We start from the raw sequence: 17,300 nt of genomic DNA on the forward strand, positions 1-17,300 counted from the left end.
CAGGCCTACTGCACGTCGTCGCTCTCGTCTTCGTCGGGGCTGGCGCAACTGGCATCGCCTTCCTCGCAATTGGCGGCGGCAGCGAACTGCTCGATGCGATCATTGGTCAGCCTGGCCAGGCATTGCGAAACTTCCATCGGATGGATCGAACCGCCCGCGCTGGCCGCGGTGGAATGCGCGCACTCTGCATCGCGAAAAGCGATCCAGGCGCGTTGCGCCACCTGCAGCAGTCTCTTGTCGTCGGCGTCATCCGCGCTGATGAGGTCTTGGTAGGCCTTGTTGAGCCTGGAGTCGGCTTCCTGGTAATCCTCCCCGGCGCAGATGTTCGTCATCTGCTGGCTGTCGTCACCGCGATCGCATTCCTGCGCGCGGGCAACCGAAGCTCCCGCCAGCACGAGAATGCAGGCAGACAGGAAAATTCGGCGCATATCCATCCCCAAATCACTTCATGATGGCCGCATCATCCCAGCCGGCTGGAGCCCGCGCAATGCCGCAAGGCGGACATGGCGGATATTTGATGATATGGAGAGACGGAGCACGCTTGCGGTTGACACGGACAAGGCTCCTCGTTTATGAGCCACCCACAGTTCAAAGGCGCGTCTTCTGGCGCGCCTTAAAATTTCGACCCAGACCGGGTCCACACCGACAGGCAAGACCATGAAGATCAAGAATTCGCTCAAGGCGCTGAAGGCGCGTCACCGCGACAACCAGCTGGTTCGCCGCAAGGGCCGCGTCTACATCATCAACAAGACCGCCCCGCGCTACAAGGCACGCCAGGGCTGAGTTTTCGGGCTGGAGGCATCGCCTCCGCCAGTTGATGCTTGTCGCCGGCCTGCCGGCCTTCTCACGCTAAAATCACTTTGACGTTCCGCCACCCGGGGCTAGAGTCCCGCGATGCGGATTCTTTTTGCATTTTTGACGTCTCTGCTTGTTTCCGGCGCCATTTATGGCCCGGCACGGGCGGATGATGCTGTCGCGCCGCCAGCCACCCAGGACGCGCCGCCGGTCGCAACGACGAAGCAGGCCCGTCTCGACCAGCTGTTCAACGACCTGAAGCGCGAGCGCAACGAAAAGGCGGCCGAGCGCATTGCCGGCGAAATCTGGAATGAGTGGTCGCAATCCGGCAGCGCCTCGATCGATCTGATGATGCAGTGGTCGCAGAAGGCTGTCGAAGGCCAGAAGTTCGACGTCGCGCTCGATTTCCTCGACCAGGTGGTGACCTTGCAGCCGACCTATGCCGAAGGCTGGAACCGGCGCGCCACCGTGCATTTCATGATGAAAAACTACGGCAAGTCGATGTCCGACATCGACCATACGCTGCAGCTCGAGCCGCGCCATTTCGGCGCGCTGTCCGGCTTGGCGCAGATCATGGCGCTGACCGGCCACAAGCAATCGGCACTCGAGGCCTGGCAGAAAGTGCTGGCCATCTATCCGATGATGCGCAGCGCCCAGGACCAGGTCGGCACGCTTTCGGAAGAGCTTGCCGGAGAAGGCATTTAAGGGAGTAGGCAGTAGGGATTAGGCAGTAGGTGAGATCGCGTTGCGTACATTCCTACTGCCTACTGCCTACTGCCTATTCCCTATTCCCTATTTGCTACTCCACAACTTATCCCCCTCCACCCCCGCATCTCCATGAACCTGATCTACGCCGCTCTTGCCTTCCTGATGACGCTTGCCTTCGGCTTTGTCGGCGTCACCCGCGCCGGTTCATGGCTGATCGAACGCGGCAATCCGTCGATTGGTGAATTCGCCGACATCGATGGCGCCCGCATCCACTATGTCCATATTCCAGGGTCCGTGAACGCCGAGTTGCCGCCGATCGTCTTCATCCACGGCGCTAGCGCCAATCTCAGGGATCAGATGCTGCCGCTGCGGCCATTGCTCGAAGGTCGCGCCGAAATGCTGTTCTTCGACCGACCAGGCCACGGCTGGTCGGGTCGTGGTCCCGGCAACAACGAGGACCCGTCGGCTCAGGCCAACACCATCGCCGCGTTGATGGACCGTCTGGGCATCAGGAAGGCTGTTATCGTCGGTCATTCCTTCGGTGGTGTGGTGACATCGACTTTCGGCCGCGAGCATTCCGACAGGACGCTTGGCCTGGTCTTTCTCGCGCCGGCAACTCATCCGTGGCCGGGCGGCGCAACCTCCTGGTACTACCATCTGACGACCATTCCGGTGATCGGCTGGCTGTTTTCCGAGACGCTGACCTATCCGACGGGAAGGCTGCGGATGGAAGACGCCACGACCTGCGTCTTCTCGCCCAACAAGGTGCCGGACAACTATCTCGCCGCGGCCTCTATCCCGTTGGTACTGCGACCATCGGCCTTTCGTGCCAACGCCGCCGATGTCGCCGGGCTCTATCGCTACGCCCTTGGCGCCGCACCGCACTACAACCAGATCAAGGCGCCAACCGTGGTCATTTCGGGCGATCGCGACAAAGTCGTCTATGCGGAGATTCACTCGATCGGCCTCGCCCGCGACATTGCCGGCGCCGAACTCATCTGGGTGCACAATCTCGGCCACAAGCCGGACTGGATCGCGCCCGACCTGGCCGTCGGCGCCATCGAGAAGGTCGCCGGCAAGAACATCGACCTGCAGGCGATTGCGAAGGCTGTGGAAGCGCGCGTCGCCGGCGACGCTTACGGCGCCGGCGGATGTGCTGATATCAAGGCGCCGCAGGCCGAACTCGCGCCGACCTGATCACGCCTAACGGTTCGGACGGTCGATCTAACGGCTCGTCTGCACGTCCGATCCGACATAGGCGATGCGCAGCATATTGGTCGAGCCCGGCGTCCTCAGCGGCACGCCGGCGGTGATGATGACGCGGTCGCCGGGCTTGCCGAAGCCTTCCTCGAAGGCGATGCGACAGGCGCGGTCGACCATGTCGTCAAGATCGATTGCGTCGGGTGAGACGACGCAATGCGTGCCCCATAGCAGCGACAGCCGCCGCGCCGTGTTGACGATCGGCGACAGCGCGATGATCGGCACTTGCGGACGTTCGCGGGCGGCGCGCAGGCCCGTGGTGCCGGACGCCGTGTAGGTGATGATCGCCGACAGTTTCAGCGTCTCGGCGATCTCGCGGGCGGCCAGCGAAATGGCGTCGGCGCCGGTCGCTTCCGGCTCGGAACGCTGGGCGTTGATGATGCCGGCATAGGTCGGATCGGTTTCAACCTTGGTGGCGATACGGTTCATCATCGCCACGGCTTCGACGGGATAGGCGCCCGCCGCCGATTCCGCCGACAGCATGATGGCATCGGCGCCTTCGAAGACGGCGATCGAAACATCCGACACCTCGGCACGGGTCGGCACCGGTGCTGTGATCATAGATTCCAGCATCTGCGTGGCTACCACCACCGGCTTGCCGGCGCGGCGAGCCGCGCGCGTGATCTGCTTCTGGATGCCGGGCACCGCCTCGAGCGGCATCTCGACGCCGAGATCACCGCGGGCGACCATCAGCGCGTCGGACAGCTCGATGATTTCGGCCAGCCGGGCGACGGCTTGCGGCTTTTCGATCTTGGCCATGATCAGCGCCCGGCCGCGCGCGATCTTGCGCGCCTCGGCAAGATCCTCCGGCCGCTGCACGAAGGACAGCGCGACCCAGTCTACGCCCGTGGCCAGCACGGCATCGAGATCCTTGCGGTCCTTCTCGGTGAGCGCGCCGACCGGCAGGTCGGTGTCGGGCAGGCTGACGCCCTTCTTGTCGGAGATCGTGGTGCCGGCGACGACGGTGCAGACGATCGACTTGCCGTCGCTTCTCACCGCCTTCAGCTCGAGCTTGCCGTCGTCGATCAGCAGGCGATGGCCGGCCTCGACCGAGGTCAGGATTTCGGGATGCGGCAGATAGACCCTGGTCGAGGTGCCGGGCTCGGGATTGTCGTCGAGCGTGAAGGTCTGGCCGACAGTCAGCACTTCCTTGCCATTGGCGAACTTGCCGACGCGCAGTTTTGGTCCTTGCAGATCGGCCAGGATGCCGATCGGCCGGCCGACCGCTTCCTCGACAGTGCGGATGCGTCCGACCAGCGTGCGCATCAGCTCGTGATCGGTGTGGCTCATATTGATGCGGAACACATCGGCGCCAGCTTCGAACAGTTTCTTCAGCATCTCCTCCGACGAGGAGGCCGGACCGATAGTGGCTAGGATCTTGACCTTGCGGCTACGTCTCATTGACTGTTTGTTCCCGGGGCGGCTGGAGCGCCTCCCGTTGTGGACTCATCGGTCAGCTGGACCATCCAGCTTGCCTGTTCGCCCGTGTCATATTCCTGGAATCCGGCGCGCTGGAAGCCCCGGGCGACGCAGTCGGTTACGCCGGCGATCTTGAACTCTTTTTCAGCCACGCACATGTTGATCGGGCCGTCCCAGCGTCCGCCGCGCTCGGCGTCTTCTGCATAAAGATAGTAAAACCTTGATGACAGCGGCCCTTCGATCAGCGTCTTGCAGCTCGATCCCTCGATGTGCCACCAGCCCTCGGTGATCCAGCCGGCCTTGGCGCGATAGCCGATACCGACACCGACCAGGTTCTGCGTGGCGTTGCAGACTCGGAAATCGGCACGCGCCGGCGAGGCCATGACCACCGCCGACAGGCCGACGGCAAGGATCAGGAGCGGCATGGCAAAGGCAGAGCGCATGCGCTGCCTGCCAGCGGAACTCATCCGAAAACCCCTCAAGAACCACATCAGCATCTCTCTGCGCCCCTTTTCGGAAAAGTCCGGGCGCATGTCAACGCACCGTTTTGTTCAATTCCAATCGATTTAGAAGGCTCCGGCGCACGATTCGCCGAGCTCCGCCAGATTTCCCGGGAAACCTTGGCCAAACAACGGCATTGCGCAAGCGTCGTCTTCGTGGAATGACGATAGCACCCTCCCCGGAAGCCAGCGAACAGACCATTTCCCGCCAATGACCCGATCCACAGTTTTCGCGCCTTTCGACGTTGTCGAAGGCGACCGCAAGCGAGGCATCGTGCTCTTGTGCGACCATGCCCGCCGCGACCTACCCGACGATTATGGCAGGCTCGGCCTGCCGGCGGCGGAGTTCGACCGCCACATCGCCTACGACATCGGGGTCGAAACGGTAACGCGCGAACTGGCCGCCTTGCTCGGCGTACCGGCGGTGCTCGCCAATTTTTCGCGGCTGCTGATCGATCCCAATCGCGGCGAGGACGATCCGACGCTTATTCGCCAGCTTTATGACGGCACCGTCGTGCCCGGGAATTACCCCATCGCTCCCGAGGAGCGTGAAAGGCGGCTCGATGGCTTCTACCGGCCCTATCACGACGCTGTCGGCGCCATGATAGCCTCGGTCGCACGGGCTTCCGCGTGGACGCCCTTCATCTTCTCCGTGCATTCCTTCACGCCTGTCATGCAAGGCATACAGCGTCCCTGGCATGTTGGTATCCTGTGGGACCGGGACGACCGGGTGGCACGGCCGCTGATCGACATGCTGGCCGAGGACAAGAGCCTGGCCGTCGGCGACAACGAACCTTACGACGGCGCGCTGCGCGGCGACACCATGTACAAGCACGCCATCGTCAACGGTTTTGCTCATGCGCTGATCGAGATCCGCCAGGATCTGATAGCAGACCAGAAAGGCGCTCTGGCATGGGCCGAACGGTTGGCGCCGATCGTTGACGCGATCAACCGTCGTCCCGATATACATGTCGTCAAGCAATTCGGCTCCCGCACCGGGCCGCTGTAAGGAGGTTTCGATGACCGAACTCAGCGACGAACAGCAACGCGATTTCGAGGCCGCCGCCTTTCGCCGGCTGGTCGGGCATCTGCGCGAGCGCAACGACGTGCAGAACATCGACCTGATGAACCTCGCCGGCTTCTGCCGCAACTGCCTGTCGAACTGGTACCGCGAGGCGGCCAATGCGGAGGGCGTCGACCTGAGCAAGGACCAGTCGCGCGAGATCGTCTACGGCATGCCTTACGCGCAATGGCAGGCACTCAACCAGACCGAGGCCTCCGACGCCAAGAAGGCCGAATTCGAGGCAAGGCGTCCCAAGGACCACTAAGCCCGCTTTGGCCCAAGCGCTTTCGAAATAGAGCGCTTGACTGAAAATTGAATCGATCTAATTTGCCGCGCGAAGCCATTTTCTGACCGGATTCGCCTTATGAACGCGTCAAACGCCATGCAGACTGCCATTCGCGGACGATGGGCCGTCGCGGCCATTTTCCTCGCCAACGGCTTTCTGACCGGCAGCTGGGCGCCGCAGATCCCGGTGTTCCTGACCCGGCTCGACATCTCGAAGTTCACGCTCGGCCTGCTGATCCTGCTGTTTGGCGCCGGCGCCGTCACCGCCATGACCTGGTGCGGCCATTTGATCTCCAGGCATGGTTCGCGCACCGTGCTGCGCTGGTTCGGCCTTTGCGGCAGCCTCGGCCTGCTGGTCGTGGCGCTGGCGCCTAATGTGCCGCTGGCGGCCATCGCCATGTTCATCTTCGGCGGCTCGATCGGCGGCATGGATGTCGCCATGAACGCCAATGCGGTGGTGGTCGAACGGCGGCTCTCCCGCGCCATCATGTCGTCCTCGCATGGCTTCTGGAGCCTCGGCGGTTTCGCCGGCGGCGGCCTCGGCGGCTTTGCCATTCAGACCTACGGCCATCTCGCCCACGCGGCGGTGGTCACCGCTCTCGCCCTCGCGGTGATCGCGGTGGCGGTTCGCCATCTGGTCGGCGAGGATAGGCCGCGGGCGGCCGAGCATCACAAATTCACGCTGCCGGCAAACCCGCTGGTTTATCTGGTCGGCCTGATGGCGCTGCTGACGATGATCTCCGAAGGCGCGGTGCTCGACTGGGCGGCGCTGTATCTCAGGCAGGAACTCGGCGCCGACCTTGCCATCGCCGGCCTCGCTTACGCTGCCTTTTCCGGTGTCATGGCGATCATGCGCTTCTTCGGCGACGGCGTCCGCAATCGCTTCGGCGCGGTCGCGACCCTACGCGGCTCGGCGGTTGTCGCGGCCGCCGGCATGCTGATCGCCGGGCTGTCGCCCTCGCCCTGGCTCGCAATCGCCGCCTTTGCCCTGTGCGGCTTCGGCATCGCCAACATGGTGCCGATCATCTTCTCGGCCGGCGGCAACCAGGAAGGCATGTCGTCGGGCATCGGAATGAGCGTCGTCACCACGATGGGCTATTCCGGCATATTGGTGGCGCCCTCGGCGATCGGCTTCGTTGCCGAGCATTCCAGCTTCGGCCCGATCTTCGTCGCCATGTCGGGGTTGCTGATCGTCGTTCTGCTGATGGCCGGCCTTGCTCACCGCGCGGAGTTCGCCGCCGCGCCGGCCGAATAGCGCTGCAGTTCCTCGTAGAGGAAATCCGCGACGCGGCGGATGCGCACGCTGGTGCGCACGTCGCGATGCATGGCCAGCCACACTGGTAAGACAGGCAGTGGCAGGCCAGGCAGCAGCTTCTCCACCGATGGATCACGGTCGACCAGCGGCTCCTGGCCGAGACCGACGCCGTTTCCCGCCCGCACCGCCTCCCACAAAACGATCTGGTTGTCGGCCCTGAAGCGGAAACTGCTCCGGGTGACAGGGATGCCATACTGGGTAAAGCCTCTAATGATGTCGTCGCTGCGGTCGAAGCCGACCAAATCGTGGTCGACAAGGTCGGCAGGCTCCAGCGGCCGGCCGCGCCGGTCGAGATAGGATTTGGCCGCGCAGGCGCAAAGCGGAATATCGCAGACCTTACGCGCCGTCAGCTCGTTCTGCGCCGGCTTGACCATACGGATGGCGATATCGGCATCGCGGCGCAACAGGTTTTCGACTTGATTCGAGGCAACGATCTCGACCTCGATACCCGGCTCCTCGAGCCCAAGCCGCGCCATCATGGCCGGCAGCACATAGGCAGCCACCACTTCGCTGGCGGCGATGCGCACCGTGCCTTCGATTGCCTCGACCGATCCCAGCGCCAGCAGTGAGAAGGCGCTTGCCTGCTCGCTGACCGCCTTGCCGCGTTCGAACAACGTGCTGCCGGCTTCCGTCAGTTCATAGCCGCGCCGCCCGCGCCGGAACAGCGTGACACCCAGCGCCTGTTCGAGCTCGCCGATGTGACGACCGAGCGTCGGCTGACTTGCCGAGAGTTTTCGCGCCGCGGCCGACAAGCTGCCGGTTTCCGCAACGGTGACGAAGCTCTTGATCAGGTTCCAGTCGATTTCAGTCATTCATTTATGAATAACAAAGCTCCAGCGATAGTCAATTTCCATTCGCATTCGAGGCGACCATATTCCGGCTGCAGACACCAACACGGACTGCAAACACCAACCTGGAGAACTCAAATGACCAAGATCGCTCTCACCGCCGCCGCCATCCTCATTTCCGCCAGCGCTGCTTTTGCCGGCAGCGACAAGTTTGGCTCGAACGACGCCAGCCAGCCGACCGTGGCCAGCATCGACAACACGACCACCACGTCGATCGGCAACCCGGACGCGGCCGTCCAGAAGCCGGCGACGCAAGGCAGCAACCGCGAGATCTTCGGCAACCGCTGATCCGATCGCGCTTGTCGCTGATCGCCCCTCCCCAACGACCACGCAAATTCCAAATCAGGAGTATTTCCAATGACCAAGATCGCAATTCTCGGTGCCAATGGCCGGCTCGGCCGCGTGGTCGCCAAGGCCTTCATCGATGCCGGCTACGATGTCCGCGCAATCACCCGCAGCGGCAAGGTGCCGGCCGAGCTCAACGGCGCCACGGCGGTCGCCGGCGACGCGCTCGACCGTGAAGGCTTGATCCGCGCCACGCAAGGCGTCGACATCATCTTCAACGGCCTCAACCCGATCTACACCGACTGGGGCAAGTGCCTGCCGATGGCCGAGAACGTCATGGCCGCCTGCCATGCGAATGGCACGCTGCACCTCTTCCCCGGCACCGTCTACAATTACGGCTCGCCGATGCCGGCGGTGATCACCGAGAACACGCCCTTTCACCCGACGACCGAGAAGGGCCGCATTCGCACCGCGATGGAAGACCTGTTTCGCCGCGAGGCCGACGCCGGCCGGGTGCGTACCATTCTCTTGCGCGCCGGCGACTTCTTCGGCGGCACCGGCAGCGGTTCATGGTTCGACCTGGTCGTCGCCGCCAAGATGGCCAAGGGCATCTACACCGCACCTGGTCCAGTCGATCTGGTGCATGAATGGGCCTACCTGCCGGACTTCGCCAAGGCCTTCGTCGGCCTGGCGGAAAACCTCGATAAGCTCGGCACCTATGAAGCTCTGAACCTTCCCGGCCATGCAATCACCGACCGGCAACTCAAGGCCGCGGCAGAGAAGGCACTCGGTCGCCCGCTCAAACTGACCTCCATGCCGTGGTGGGTGCTGCGCGCCGGCAGCCCGTTCGTGGCGATGTGGCGCGAGATCGTGTCGATGTCCTATCTGCGCTTCGAGCCGCATCAACTGGTTTCGACGCGGCTGGAAGGCATCATCGGTGCGATCCCCCACATGCCGCTGGATCAGGCGGTCACTGAAGCTCTTGAGGACATCGGCATCGCCACCGTGAATGGCGTTGCGAAAGCTGCCTGACAGGCCCGGCGGGCAGCCATGGCGGCCTGCCGATCTCTTTACATCGATAGGTCTCCTGGAAGGGCGGCTAGACCCGCCCCATCAACACCAGCACCAGGAGCACTACCAGCACCACCCCGACAATGCCCGACGGCCCATAGCCCCAGGAGCGCGAATGCGGCCAGGCTGGCACGGCGCCAATGAGGACGAGGACCAGAACGATGATGATAATGGTGGTGATCGGCATGGGAAACTCCCTGCACGGCATTGCTCTTGGAGAGAACAATGCGAAAGGCCGCCCGGTTGTTCCGGGCGGCCTTTGCCGGTCAAATCGGCATTGGGTCTATTCGGCGGCTTTTGGAAAGGCGATCTCCGGCTCCGCTCCGACATCCTGTCCCGGCGCATCGGTCGAAGAAATCTCGCCCTTGCCGCGCCGGAACAGCCGGCTGAACCAGCCGCGCCGCGTGCCGGGCTTGACCTTGGCGCGGGTGAACACCATCAACATCGACGGCGTCACCACCAGCGTCAGCACGGTGGCGAAGGACAGGCCGAAGACGATCGCCGACGACAGCGAAATCCACCATTGCGTCGACGGTGCGTTGATCGTCGTCTCGTGATGGAAGATTTCGAGGCCGAGGCCGAAGGCGATCGGCAGCACGCCGAGAATGGCCGACACCGCCGTCAGCACCACCGGGCGGGCGCGTTCGCGGCAGGTCTGCAGCACCGCCTCGACCTTGTCCCAACCCTCTTCGCGCAGCCTGTCATAGGTGTCGATCAGCACGATGTTGTTGTTCACCACCACGCCGGCCAGCGCGATGACGCCGATGCCCGACATGACGATGCCGAACGTCTCGCCTGTTATCAGCAGTCCGAGGAACACACCGATCGTCGCCATGACCACGCAGGACAGCACCAGCCAGACGCTGGTGAACTTGTTGAACTGCGCCAAAAGCACGAGGAAGATCAGGAAGATCGCCGCTCCGAAGGCCTTGCTGAGAAAGGCGCTGGCTTCGGCGCTGTCCTCGTTCGAGCCAGCCAGCTTCCAGCGGATGCCGCTGCCCAGATCCATATCGGAGACGGCCTTGCTGACCTGCTCCTGCACTGCCGCGACCTGGGCGCCGGCGGCAACGTTGGCCTGGACGACCACCGTACGGGCGCCGTCGATGCGGTTGAGGATACCGACCGTCGGTTCAGGCTTGCGCACGACAAAGTTCGAGATCGGTACCGAGCCTTGCGAGGTCTGCACCCGCAATTCGTCGAGCGTCGACAGCGTGCGCCGGTCTTCGGGCAGGCGAAGCCGGATGTCGACGGCGTCATCGGCGCCGGCCGGACGGTATTCCGAAAGTTTCAACCCGTTGGTCACCAGTTGCACCACGGTGCCGACCGAGGTCGGGCTGATGCCGTACTGCGCCGCCTTGGCGCGGTCGACCTCGAGCGCCCAGTCGACGCCGGGCGGAGGCAAACCATCGGAGATATCTATGACGCCAGGAACCTTGCCGATGCGCGCCGCGACCGCACGGGCTTTGTCGTCGAGCCCCTTGGGGTCGACGGCCGAAAGCCTGATCTGGATCGGCTTGCCGGTCGGTGGGCCGGCCTCCGGCACGCGCACCTCGACATCGACGCCGGGAATGCCGGCCATGACGCCGCGCAAATCGTCCAGGATATGGTTCGCCGACTTGCGCTCGCGCCAGTCGATGAACTCGTACTGGATGACGCCGACGACGTCTTCGGGAATGTCCTGGCCGCCGCCTTGCGTCTTGCCGACGCGGGTGTAGACCGACTTCACACCCGGCCAGCCGAGCAGCCTGTCTTCCGCGATCTTGGTCGCCGTATCCATTTCGGCCAGCGAAAGATTGCCGCGCGCGTGCACGTAAAGCAGGCCGTAATCCGGCTCGACATTCGGGAAGAACTCGACGCCGGCGCCGTATTTCGAATAGGCAAAACCGACGCCGAACAGCAGCGCGACGGTCAGCACCAGCACGGTGATCGGGAAGCGCACCGCTTGCTTGACGATCGCCATGTACCAGCCGTCGCGATTGTCATCCTCGTGATGCGGCGGCGCCTTGGCGAAGATCGCACCCAGCGTCGGCGCGAAGACCAGCGCGTAGAGCATCGAGGCCGACAGCGTGACGATCAGGGTGATCGGCATGTACTTCATGAAGTCGCCGATGATGCCGGGCCAGAACAGCAGCGGCGAGAAGGCGGCGATACGCGTCATCGTCGCCGCGATGACCGGACCGGCCATGCGCTTGGCGGCGAGCGCGAAGGCTTCCTCCTTCGGCATGCCTTCGCTCATCCGTCGCTCGGCGAACTCGGTGACGATGATGGCATCGTCGACCAGCATGCCGACGGCCAGGATGAGGCTGAACAGCACGATCATGTTGATCGTGTAGCCCATCATCGCCAGCAGCAGGATGCCGATCAGGAAGGACGACGGAATGGCCAGGCCAATGAGCAGCGAGGCACGGCCGGACAGCGCATAGAGGATGACGATGAACACCAGGATGACGGCGATCATGACGTGGTTCTGCAGATCGCCCAGCAACTGGTTGACAAAGACGGACTTGTCCTGCGTGTAGGTGACGTTCATGCCCGCGGGCATGGATTTGACGAACTCGTCGGACACCGTCCGCACCTTGGCGATGGTATCGATCAGGTTGGAGCCTATGCGCTTCTTGACTTCGATGGCGATGGCCGGCTTGCCGTTGAGGCGTGTCACCGTTTCCGCATCCTTGAAGGTCGAGCGAATCGTGGCGATGTCCTTGGCCTGCACCACGGCATTGGGGCCGGCGACCACCGGCAGTGCCGCCACATCCTCCGGCGTCTCGATCAGCGAAGGCACTTTGACGGCGTACTTGCCTTCCGAGCCTTCGATGTTGCCGGCGGCGACCAGACTGTTGGAGTTGCCGACCGCACCAATCAGCTGATCGAGCTGCAGCCCGTAGGAAGACAGCTTCATCGGGTCGATGACGACCTCGACCAGGTCGTCGCGCGCACCTTGCAGCGAGCCTTCGAGAACGCCGGGCACTTCTTCGATGCGGTCGCGCAGTTCGCGTGCCGCGGCGGTCAGCACGCGTTCGGGCAATTCGCCCGACAGCGTGACGACGAGCACCGGAAACTCGGAAATGTTGACTTCGTTGACTGTCGGTTCCTCGGCCGCCTGTGGCAGGTCGGCCTTGGCGTCCTGTACCTTGCTGCGCGTGTCCTGCAGCGCGGTGGCCAGATTGGTCTGCGGCTGGAATTCGACCAGCACGTAGCCGCCGCCCTGGAAGGCGGCCGAACGCATTTCCTTGAGGCCCTTCAAGCTTTTCAGCTTGCTTTCCATCGGCCGCAGCAGAAGCCGCTCCGAATCCTCAGGCGAAATGCCCTGATAGATCAGGCTGATATACATCATCGGAATCGGAACGTCGGGCTCCGCTTCCTTCGGCGTCGACTGATAGGCGACCGCCCCGGCAAGGATCAGGAAGACCAGGACCGAGATGGTCAGCCGGGCATTGTTGATTGCGAGTCTGACGATATCCATGGCTAACGCCTGTTTTTGAATTTCAGGAGCTGCGTCGCAGCCGATTGTCCCCGTCCAGGGCTAGTCCATCGCGATATTACTGCGTGCCGGCCGTTGCCTCGCCCAGCAGCTTCTTGATGGTCGCCTGGTCGGCCTCGACCGGATTGACCAGATCGCCTTCCTTCACCAGTTCCTGGCCGGCGACGATGATGCGCGCATCGGCCGGAATGCCGCCGAGCACGAGGCCGGTCGGCGTATCGTCGACGAGGTCGATCGGGAAGAACGCCACCTTGTTGTCCTTGCCGACGGCACGGATGCCGAGGTCGCCCTTGTCGCCCAGCGTCACCACCGAGCGCGGCAGCAGGACCGCGTCGGTCGGTTGTGCGTTGAGCGCGATTTCGGCCGTCATGCCAGCCGGCACGGAGCCGTCGCCGTTGGGGATCGCCACCTCGACGCGGAAGGTGCGGGTCGCCGACGATGCGTCGCGGCTGATGTAGCGCACGGTGCCTTCGACGGTCTGACCGCTGACCAGTCGCACATTGGCCTTGTCGCCCAGCTTGAGGTAGCCGAGGTCGCGCTCGCTGATTTCGCCGCGGGCAATCACCGGATCGAGCTTGAGGATGGTTGCCACCTCGCCGCCCTGCATGATGGAACTGCCGAGCTCCACCGGCACCCGGTCGATGACGCCGTCGAAAGGCGCTTTCACCTCATTGCGGTCGAGTTCGGCCTGTGCGGTTTCCAGCAGCGACTGCGCCGAGGTCAGGTTCGAGCGCGCGGTGTCGAGCTGCAGCTTCGGCAGATTGCCAGTCTTCATCAGCCGCAAACCCGCGTCCAATTCGGCCTGGCGCTGCACCACGAGCTGCCTGGCGTTGTCGACCATGGAGATCTTTTCTTCCGCCGCAAGCATCAGCACCAGATCGCCGGTCTTGACGTGCTGGCCCTGCTTGACCGGCAGCTTGTCGATGACGCCGGCGACGCGCGTCGCCAGCACCGCCCGCTTGTCGGCTTCGGTCAGCCCGGAAACGCGGATGGCGCGTGCATAGGTCTTGCGCGGCGGCGTCACCACCGCCACGGTGCGCAGCGGTGCCTTCGGCTCGGCTTCCGCCGCTCTGGGCTTGTTGGCGTCCGGCGCCTTGGCCTGCTCGACTTCGGCTGCCTTGGCCTTGTTGGCGGCCACGCTGCCGACGGACGAAAACTCGCCTGTCGCCATCCAGGCCGCGAAACCAATGAGCACAACAATGGCTGCAAGCTTGTGAAACCTGATTCTCGGCATCTTCGTTGTTTTCCACTGCGGGTTCGGCCGGCGTCCTCATAACGCGGGCGCGTCGCCGATATGGGTGCGCGCCAAGCCGTGTTCAATTTGCCGTGATCGGCGAAGCGTGCTTCTACATCAAAGTTGTACCGCAATATAGTCCGAAAGTTGCAAGATCATTGCGCCACCGGACAAGATGCGCCCGCCGCTATCCAGTTTTCGATCGCCTCGTATGTCTCTTCCGCCGAGCCTGGCGCCGACTCGCGATCTCCACCGGGGGCCCAGCCCCAGGCAACCAATTTGTCGTCGCGCACATGCAGCGCCACAGCCTGCAGGCTGCGCCCGCCATTGCGGGCGGGATCCTTGATCTGCGTGCAGATTTCCGGCGAGGACTTTCCGAACCAGGCCATCTCGGTCGGTGCCAGATGCCAGTTCTCGGCCCCGGGCGGCCCATGCAAAATACTGGAATTGCTGGAGAAATGGCATGTCGTGCAACGCAAGCCCGGATTGCCGAAGCCAGACCCGTCGGCACCGCGCTGGACATTGAAGGCGTGAACGCGCGTGCCGCCATAATGCGCGCCGGACCAGCGCGGCCGGTCGTCCGCGACATGACAGCCGGCGCAGCGTGGATGCGAGAACACCGCATAGACCTTGTCCCATTCGGCCAGGCTTTTTGCGGCGTCGGCCAACGCCGGCGCCGGCGTCTGGCTCTCTTGCGCGATCGCGAACGGCACCGCCAGGACAAGCATGGCAGCAGGCGTCAGCATGATGAGGAGCTTCTTCATGCGAAGGCCACCGTTTTCGACAGCGGCAGCGTGCGGATGCGTTTGCCGGTCAACGCGAAGATGGCGTTGGCCAAAGCTGGTGCCGCCGGCGGTGTGCCGACCTCGCCGACGCCACCCATCTTGTGAAAGTTTTCCAGGATGGCGACTTCGAAGACCGGGCATTGGAAGATCCGCATGGCATCGAAATCGTGGAAGTTCGACTGTTCGACCATGCCGTCGGCGAAGGTGATCTCCTGGCCCATCGCTGCCGAAAGACCGTAGATGGCGGCGGAAATCAGCTGCGCCTCGATGATGCCAGGATCGAGCGCGGTGCCGACATCGGCGGCGATCCACACCTTCTCGATACGGATGCCGGCTGGCGTATCCGCCACCTGGACGATCTCGCCGACCCAGCTGCCGAAGGACAGCGTGAAGGCCATGCCCTTGGCCTTGCCGGCTGGTAGCGCTTCGCCCCATTTCGCCATCGCGGCGACTTTCTCCACCACCTTCACCGCCGAGGGATAGGCAGCCATCAGTCTCTTGCGCATCTCGACCGGATCGACTTTCCCAGCAGCGGCGATCTCGTCCATGAACCCCTCATGGAAGAAACCGTTGACCGAACTGCCGACCGAGCGCCAGGAACCGACAGGGATGGAGACGGGCGCCGCGATACCGCTGACCCGGTAATTCGGGATGCTGTAGGGCTGGTCATAGGCGCCATCGACAATGGTCTTGTCGGGACCGAGCGGCGATATCGAGGGGAACAGCCGACGCAGCGTGCCGGCAATCACCGATGGCGAGGCCATCCTCATGTCGACGGCGACCGGCGTGCCATCGTCGCCGAGCCGCGCCTGGAACTTGCCGATAGCGGCCGGTCGATAGGCGTCGTGGCGCATGTCTTCTTCACGTGTCCAGGTCACCTTGACTGGACGCCCGCCCGCTTCCTTGGCCATCAGCGCCGCATAGAGCGCATAGTCCATCTCGATGCGCCGGCCGAAGCCGCCGCCGAGGAAGGTGGTGTGCACGGTGACCTTGTCCTGCTCGATGCCGAGTTGATTGGCGCAAAGCTGCCGCACCAGGGTCGGCGCCTGATTGCCGCACCAGATGGCGAGGGCACCATCCTTGAGCTGCGCCGTCGCGTTCATCGGCTCCATCGTCGCGTGCGCCAGATAGGGCACGGCATAGTCGGCCTCGACGATCCTTTCGCGCGGCGCATCGGCAAAGGCGCTGTCGACATCGCCATTGTCGCGCATCACCGAACCCTTGGTGCCAAGCGCCTGCTTCAGCACATCGGATACGGCGGCGCTGCTGATCGGATATTCGGGATCTGACCACTCGGCGTCGATCGCCTCGGCAGCCTTGAACGCCGTCCATGTGTTGTCGGCGATGATGCCGAAGCCATGGCCGTAATTCGTCTCGAGCGGCACGATCTTGATCACGCCGGGCATTTTCTCGGCCCTGGAGAGGTCCGCCTTGACCGACCTCGACCAGAAGCGCGGGCTCATCTTGACCGTGCCGTAGAGCATGTCGGGCAGCCGGATATCGATGCCGAAGATCGGCGCCCCGGTGACCTTGGCCAGCATGTCGATGCGCTTCTGCGGTTTTCCCAGCAGTTTCCAGTCGGCCCGGTCCTTGAGTTTGACTTCGGCCGGCGGCGCCATCGCGGCGGCCGCCGCGGCGACCGCGCCATAGGTCAGAGACTTGCCGGACGCCTTGTGCAGGATCGAACCGTCGGCCGTTTCCAGATCGGCGGCGGCGACACCCAGTTTTTGCGCCGCGGCAGCGATCAGCATCTGCCGGGCGGCGGCACCCGCTTGCCGCATCTTGTCAAAGCCATCCCGTGTCGAAGACGAACCACCCGTGCCCTGCAGGGCAAGGAACTTGCCGACCACGCCGAGGCCCGAGCGCACCGCTTGCGCGGTCATGCTTTCGTCGAAGAAGGCGAACGGGCCGCCCTCTTCGAGGATCGCGGCGTTGTAATAGGCATGGGAGGCCGGCCCGTGTTCGACCTTGACCCGATCGAGGCCGACATCGAGTTCTTCGGCGACCATGACGGCAAGCGTCGTCGAAATGCCTTGCCCCATCTCGGCGCGCGGCGCCACGATGGTGATGGTGTTGTCGGCGCCGATCTTCACATAGGGGTTGAAGGTCGCCTCGCCCTTGCCGAGATCGGCCTCGAGCGGGTTCGCAAAAGGCTTGCGATAATAGTAGTAACCGACGGCAACGCCGCCCGCGACAGCGACCGCGCCCATCAGGAACGTGCGGCGGGCGATCTTTCCGACACTGGCCATGG

The 17,300-nt window shown here is 63.7% G+C and carries 17 protein-coding genes; 8 read left to right on the plus strand and 9 right to left on the minus strand.

All coding sequences use genetic code 11. The features are described 5' to 3' along the window. Window positions 1-5 precede the first annotated feature (5 nt). Window positions 6-428: a lysozyme inhibitor LprI family protein gene (locus NKG99_RS04795; RefSeq protein ID WP_352864755.1), complete on the minus strand. Its 423-nt coding sequence runs from the start codon at window positions 426-428 to the stop codon at window positions 6-8. A 229-nt stretch (window positions 429-657) separates the two neighbouring features. Between NKG99_RS04795 and ykgO the strand changes: the two genes are divergently transcribed. The 3 genes from ykgO to NKG99_RS04810 all read left to right on the plus strand — a co-directional run bounded on the left by ykgO (window position 658) and on the right by NKG99_RS04810 (window position 2,700). Beyond that, window positions 658-783, plus strand: a complete 126-nt coding sequence (ykgO, locus tag NKG99_RS04800) for a type B 50S ribosomal protein L36 (RefSeq protein WP_006327841.1) — start codon at window positions 658-660, stop codon at window positions 781-783. 111 nt (window positions 784-894) lie between these two features. Next, the gene (locus tag NKG99_RS04805; RefSeq protein ID WP_352864759.1) at window positions 895-1,500 is read left to right on the plus strand and encodes a tetratricopeptide repeat protein; all 606 of its coding nucleotides are present in this window, start codon (window positions 895-897) and stop codon (window positions 1,498-1,500) included. Between the two features lie 132 nt (window positions 1,501-1,632). After that, window positions 1,633-2,700 carry an alpha/beta fold hydrolase gene (locus tag NKG99_RS04810; RefSeq protein WP_352864761.1) on the plus strand — a complete coding sequence of 356 codons (1,068 nt, stop codon included), beginning with the start codon at window positions 1,633-1,635 and terminating at the stop codon, window positions 2,698-2,700. A gap of 27 nt (window positions 2,701-2,727) precedes the next feature. Here the strand turns inward: NKG99_RS04810 and pyk are convergent, their stop codons facing one another. Together pyk and NKG99_RS04820 are read right to left on the minus strand one after the other, a co-directional pair. Continuing rightward, window positions 2,728-4,164, minus strand: a complete 1,437-nt coding sequence (gene pyk, locus NKG99_RS04815) for a pyruvate kinase (RefSeq protein ID WP_352864763.1) — start codon at window positions 4,162-4,164, stop codon at window positions 2,728-2,730. Beyond that, entirely contained in the window at window positions 4,161-4,607 is a 447-nt protein-coding gene (locus tag NKG99_RS04820) for a DUF1036 domain-containing protein (RefSeq protein ID WP_352865123.1), read from the minus strand. Before NKG99_RS04820 ends, pyk begins: the two co-directional genes overlap by 4 nt. 286 nt (window positions 4,608-4,893) lie before the next feature. Here NKG99_RS04820 and NKG99_RS04825 point away from each other — a divergent pair, with 286 nt between their 5' ends. From NKG99_RS04825 to NKG99_RS04835, 3 genes are all read left to right on the plus strand, one after another. Continuing rightward, window positions 4,894-5,691: an N-formylglutamate amidohydrolase gene (locus tag NKG99_RS04825; RefSeq protein WP_352864765.1), complete on the plus strand. Its 798-nt coding sequence runs from the start codon at window positions 4,894-4,896 to the stop codon at window positions 5,689-5,691. A 10-nt stretch (window positions 5,692-5,701) separates the two neighbouring features. After that, window positions 5,702-6,010, plus strand: a complete 309-nt coding sequence (locus tag NKG99_RS04830) for a DUF1244 domain-containing protein (RefSeq protein ID WP_352864767.1) — start codon at window positions 5,702-5,704, stop codon at window positions 6,008-6,010. A 99-nt stretch (window positions 6,011-6,109) separates the two neighbouring features. Next, window positions 6,110-7,285 (plus strand): MFS transporter, encoded by a 1,176-nt coding sequence (locus NKG99_RS04835; RefSeq protein WP_352864769.1) that lies wholly within the window; start codon window positions 6,110-6,112, stop codon window positions 7,283-7,285. Here NKG99_RS04835 and NKG99_RS04840 read toward each other — a convergent pair. Next, a complete protein-coding gene (locus NKG99_RS04840; RefSeq protein ID WP_352864771.1) occupies window positions 7,249-8,157 on the minus strand; it encodes a LysR family transcriptional regulator in 909 nt (302 codons plus the stop codon). The two genes, NKG99_RS04835 and NKG99_RS04840, sit on opposite strands and share 37 nt — an antisense overlap. Before the next feature lie 114 nt (window positions 8,158-8,271). Here NKG99_RS04840 and NKG99_RS04845 point away from each other — a divergent pair, with 114 nt between their 5' ends. Beyond that, window positions 8,272-8,481: a DUF680 domain-containing protein gene (locus NKG99_RS04845; protein WP_352864773.1), complete on the plus strand. Its 210-nt coding sequence runs from the start codon at window positions 8,272-8,274 to the stop codon at window positions 8,479-8,481. Window positions 8,482-8,550: 69 nt separating this feature from the next. After that, a complete protein-coding gene (locus NKG99_RS04850) occupies window positions 8,551-9,510 on the plus strand; it encodes an SDR family oxidoreductase (protein ID WP_352864775.1) in 960 nt (319 codons plus the stop codon). A gap of 67 nt (window positions 9,511-9,577) precedes the next feature. On the opposite strand, the gene NKG99_RS04855 is transcribed toward NKG99_RS04850, so the two are convergent. The 5 genes from NKG99_RS04855 to NKG99_RS04875 all read right to left on the minus strand — a co-directional run bounded on the left by NKG99_RS04855 (window position 9,578) and on the right by NKG99_RS04875 (window position 17,298). Beyond that, complete coding sequence (locus NKG99_RS04855; protein WP_032908138.1) at window positions 9,578-9,736, minus strand: DUF3309 family protein; 159 nt, start codon at window positions 9,734-9,736, stop codon at window positions 9,578-9,580. A 96-nt stretch (window positions 9,737-9,832) separates the two neighbouring features. Beyond that, window positions 9,833-13,012, minus strand: a complete 3,180-nt coding sequence (locus NKG99_RS04860; RefSeq protein WP_352864778.1) for an efflux RND transporter permease subunit — start codon at window positions 13,010-13,012, stop codon at window positions 9,833-9,835. Between the two features lie 76 nt (window positions 13,013-13,088). Then, window positions 13,089-14,264, minus strand: a complete 1,176-nt coding sequence (locus tag NKG99_RS04865) for an efflux RND transporter periplasmic adaptor subunit (RefSeq protein WP_352864780.1) — start codon at window positions 14,262-14,264, stop codon at window positions 13,089-13,091. Between the two features lie 155 nt (window positions 14,265-14,419). Further along, entirely contained in the window at window positions 14,420-15,028 is a 609-nt protein-coding gene (locus NKG99_RS04870) for a hypothetical protein (RefSeq protein ID WP_352864783.1), read from the minus strand. Further along, window positions 15,025-17,298, minus strand: a complete 2,274-nt coding sequence (locus NKG99_RS04875; RefSeq protein ID WP_352864786.1) for a xanthine dehydrogenase family protein molybdopterin-binding subunit — start codon at window positions 17,296-17,298, stop codon at window positions 15,025-15,027. Before NKG99_RS04875 ends, NKG99_RS04870 begins: the two co-directional genes overlap by 4 nt. Window positions 17,299-17,300: the final 2 nt, after the last annotated feature.

Origin of the sequence: Mesorhizobium sp. M1409 (assembly GCF_040317535.1) — a bacterium.
Lineage (GTDB): Bacteria > Pseudomonadota > Alphaproteobacteria > Rhizobiales > Rhizobiaceae > Mesorhizobium.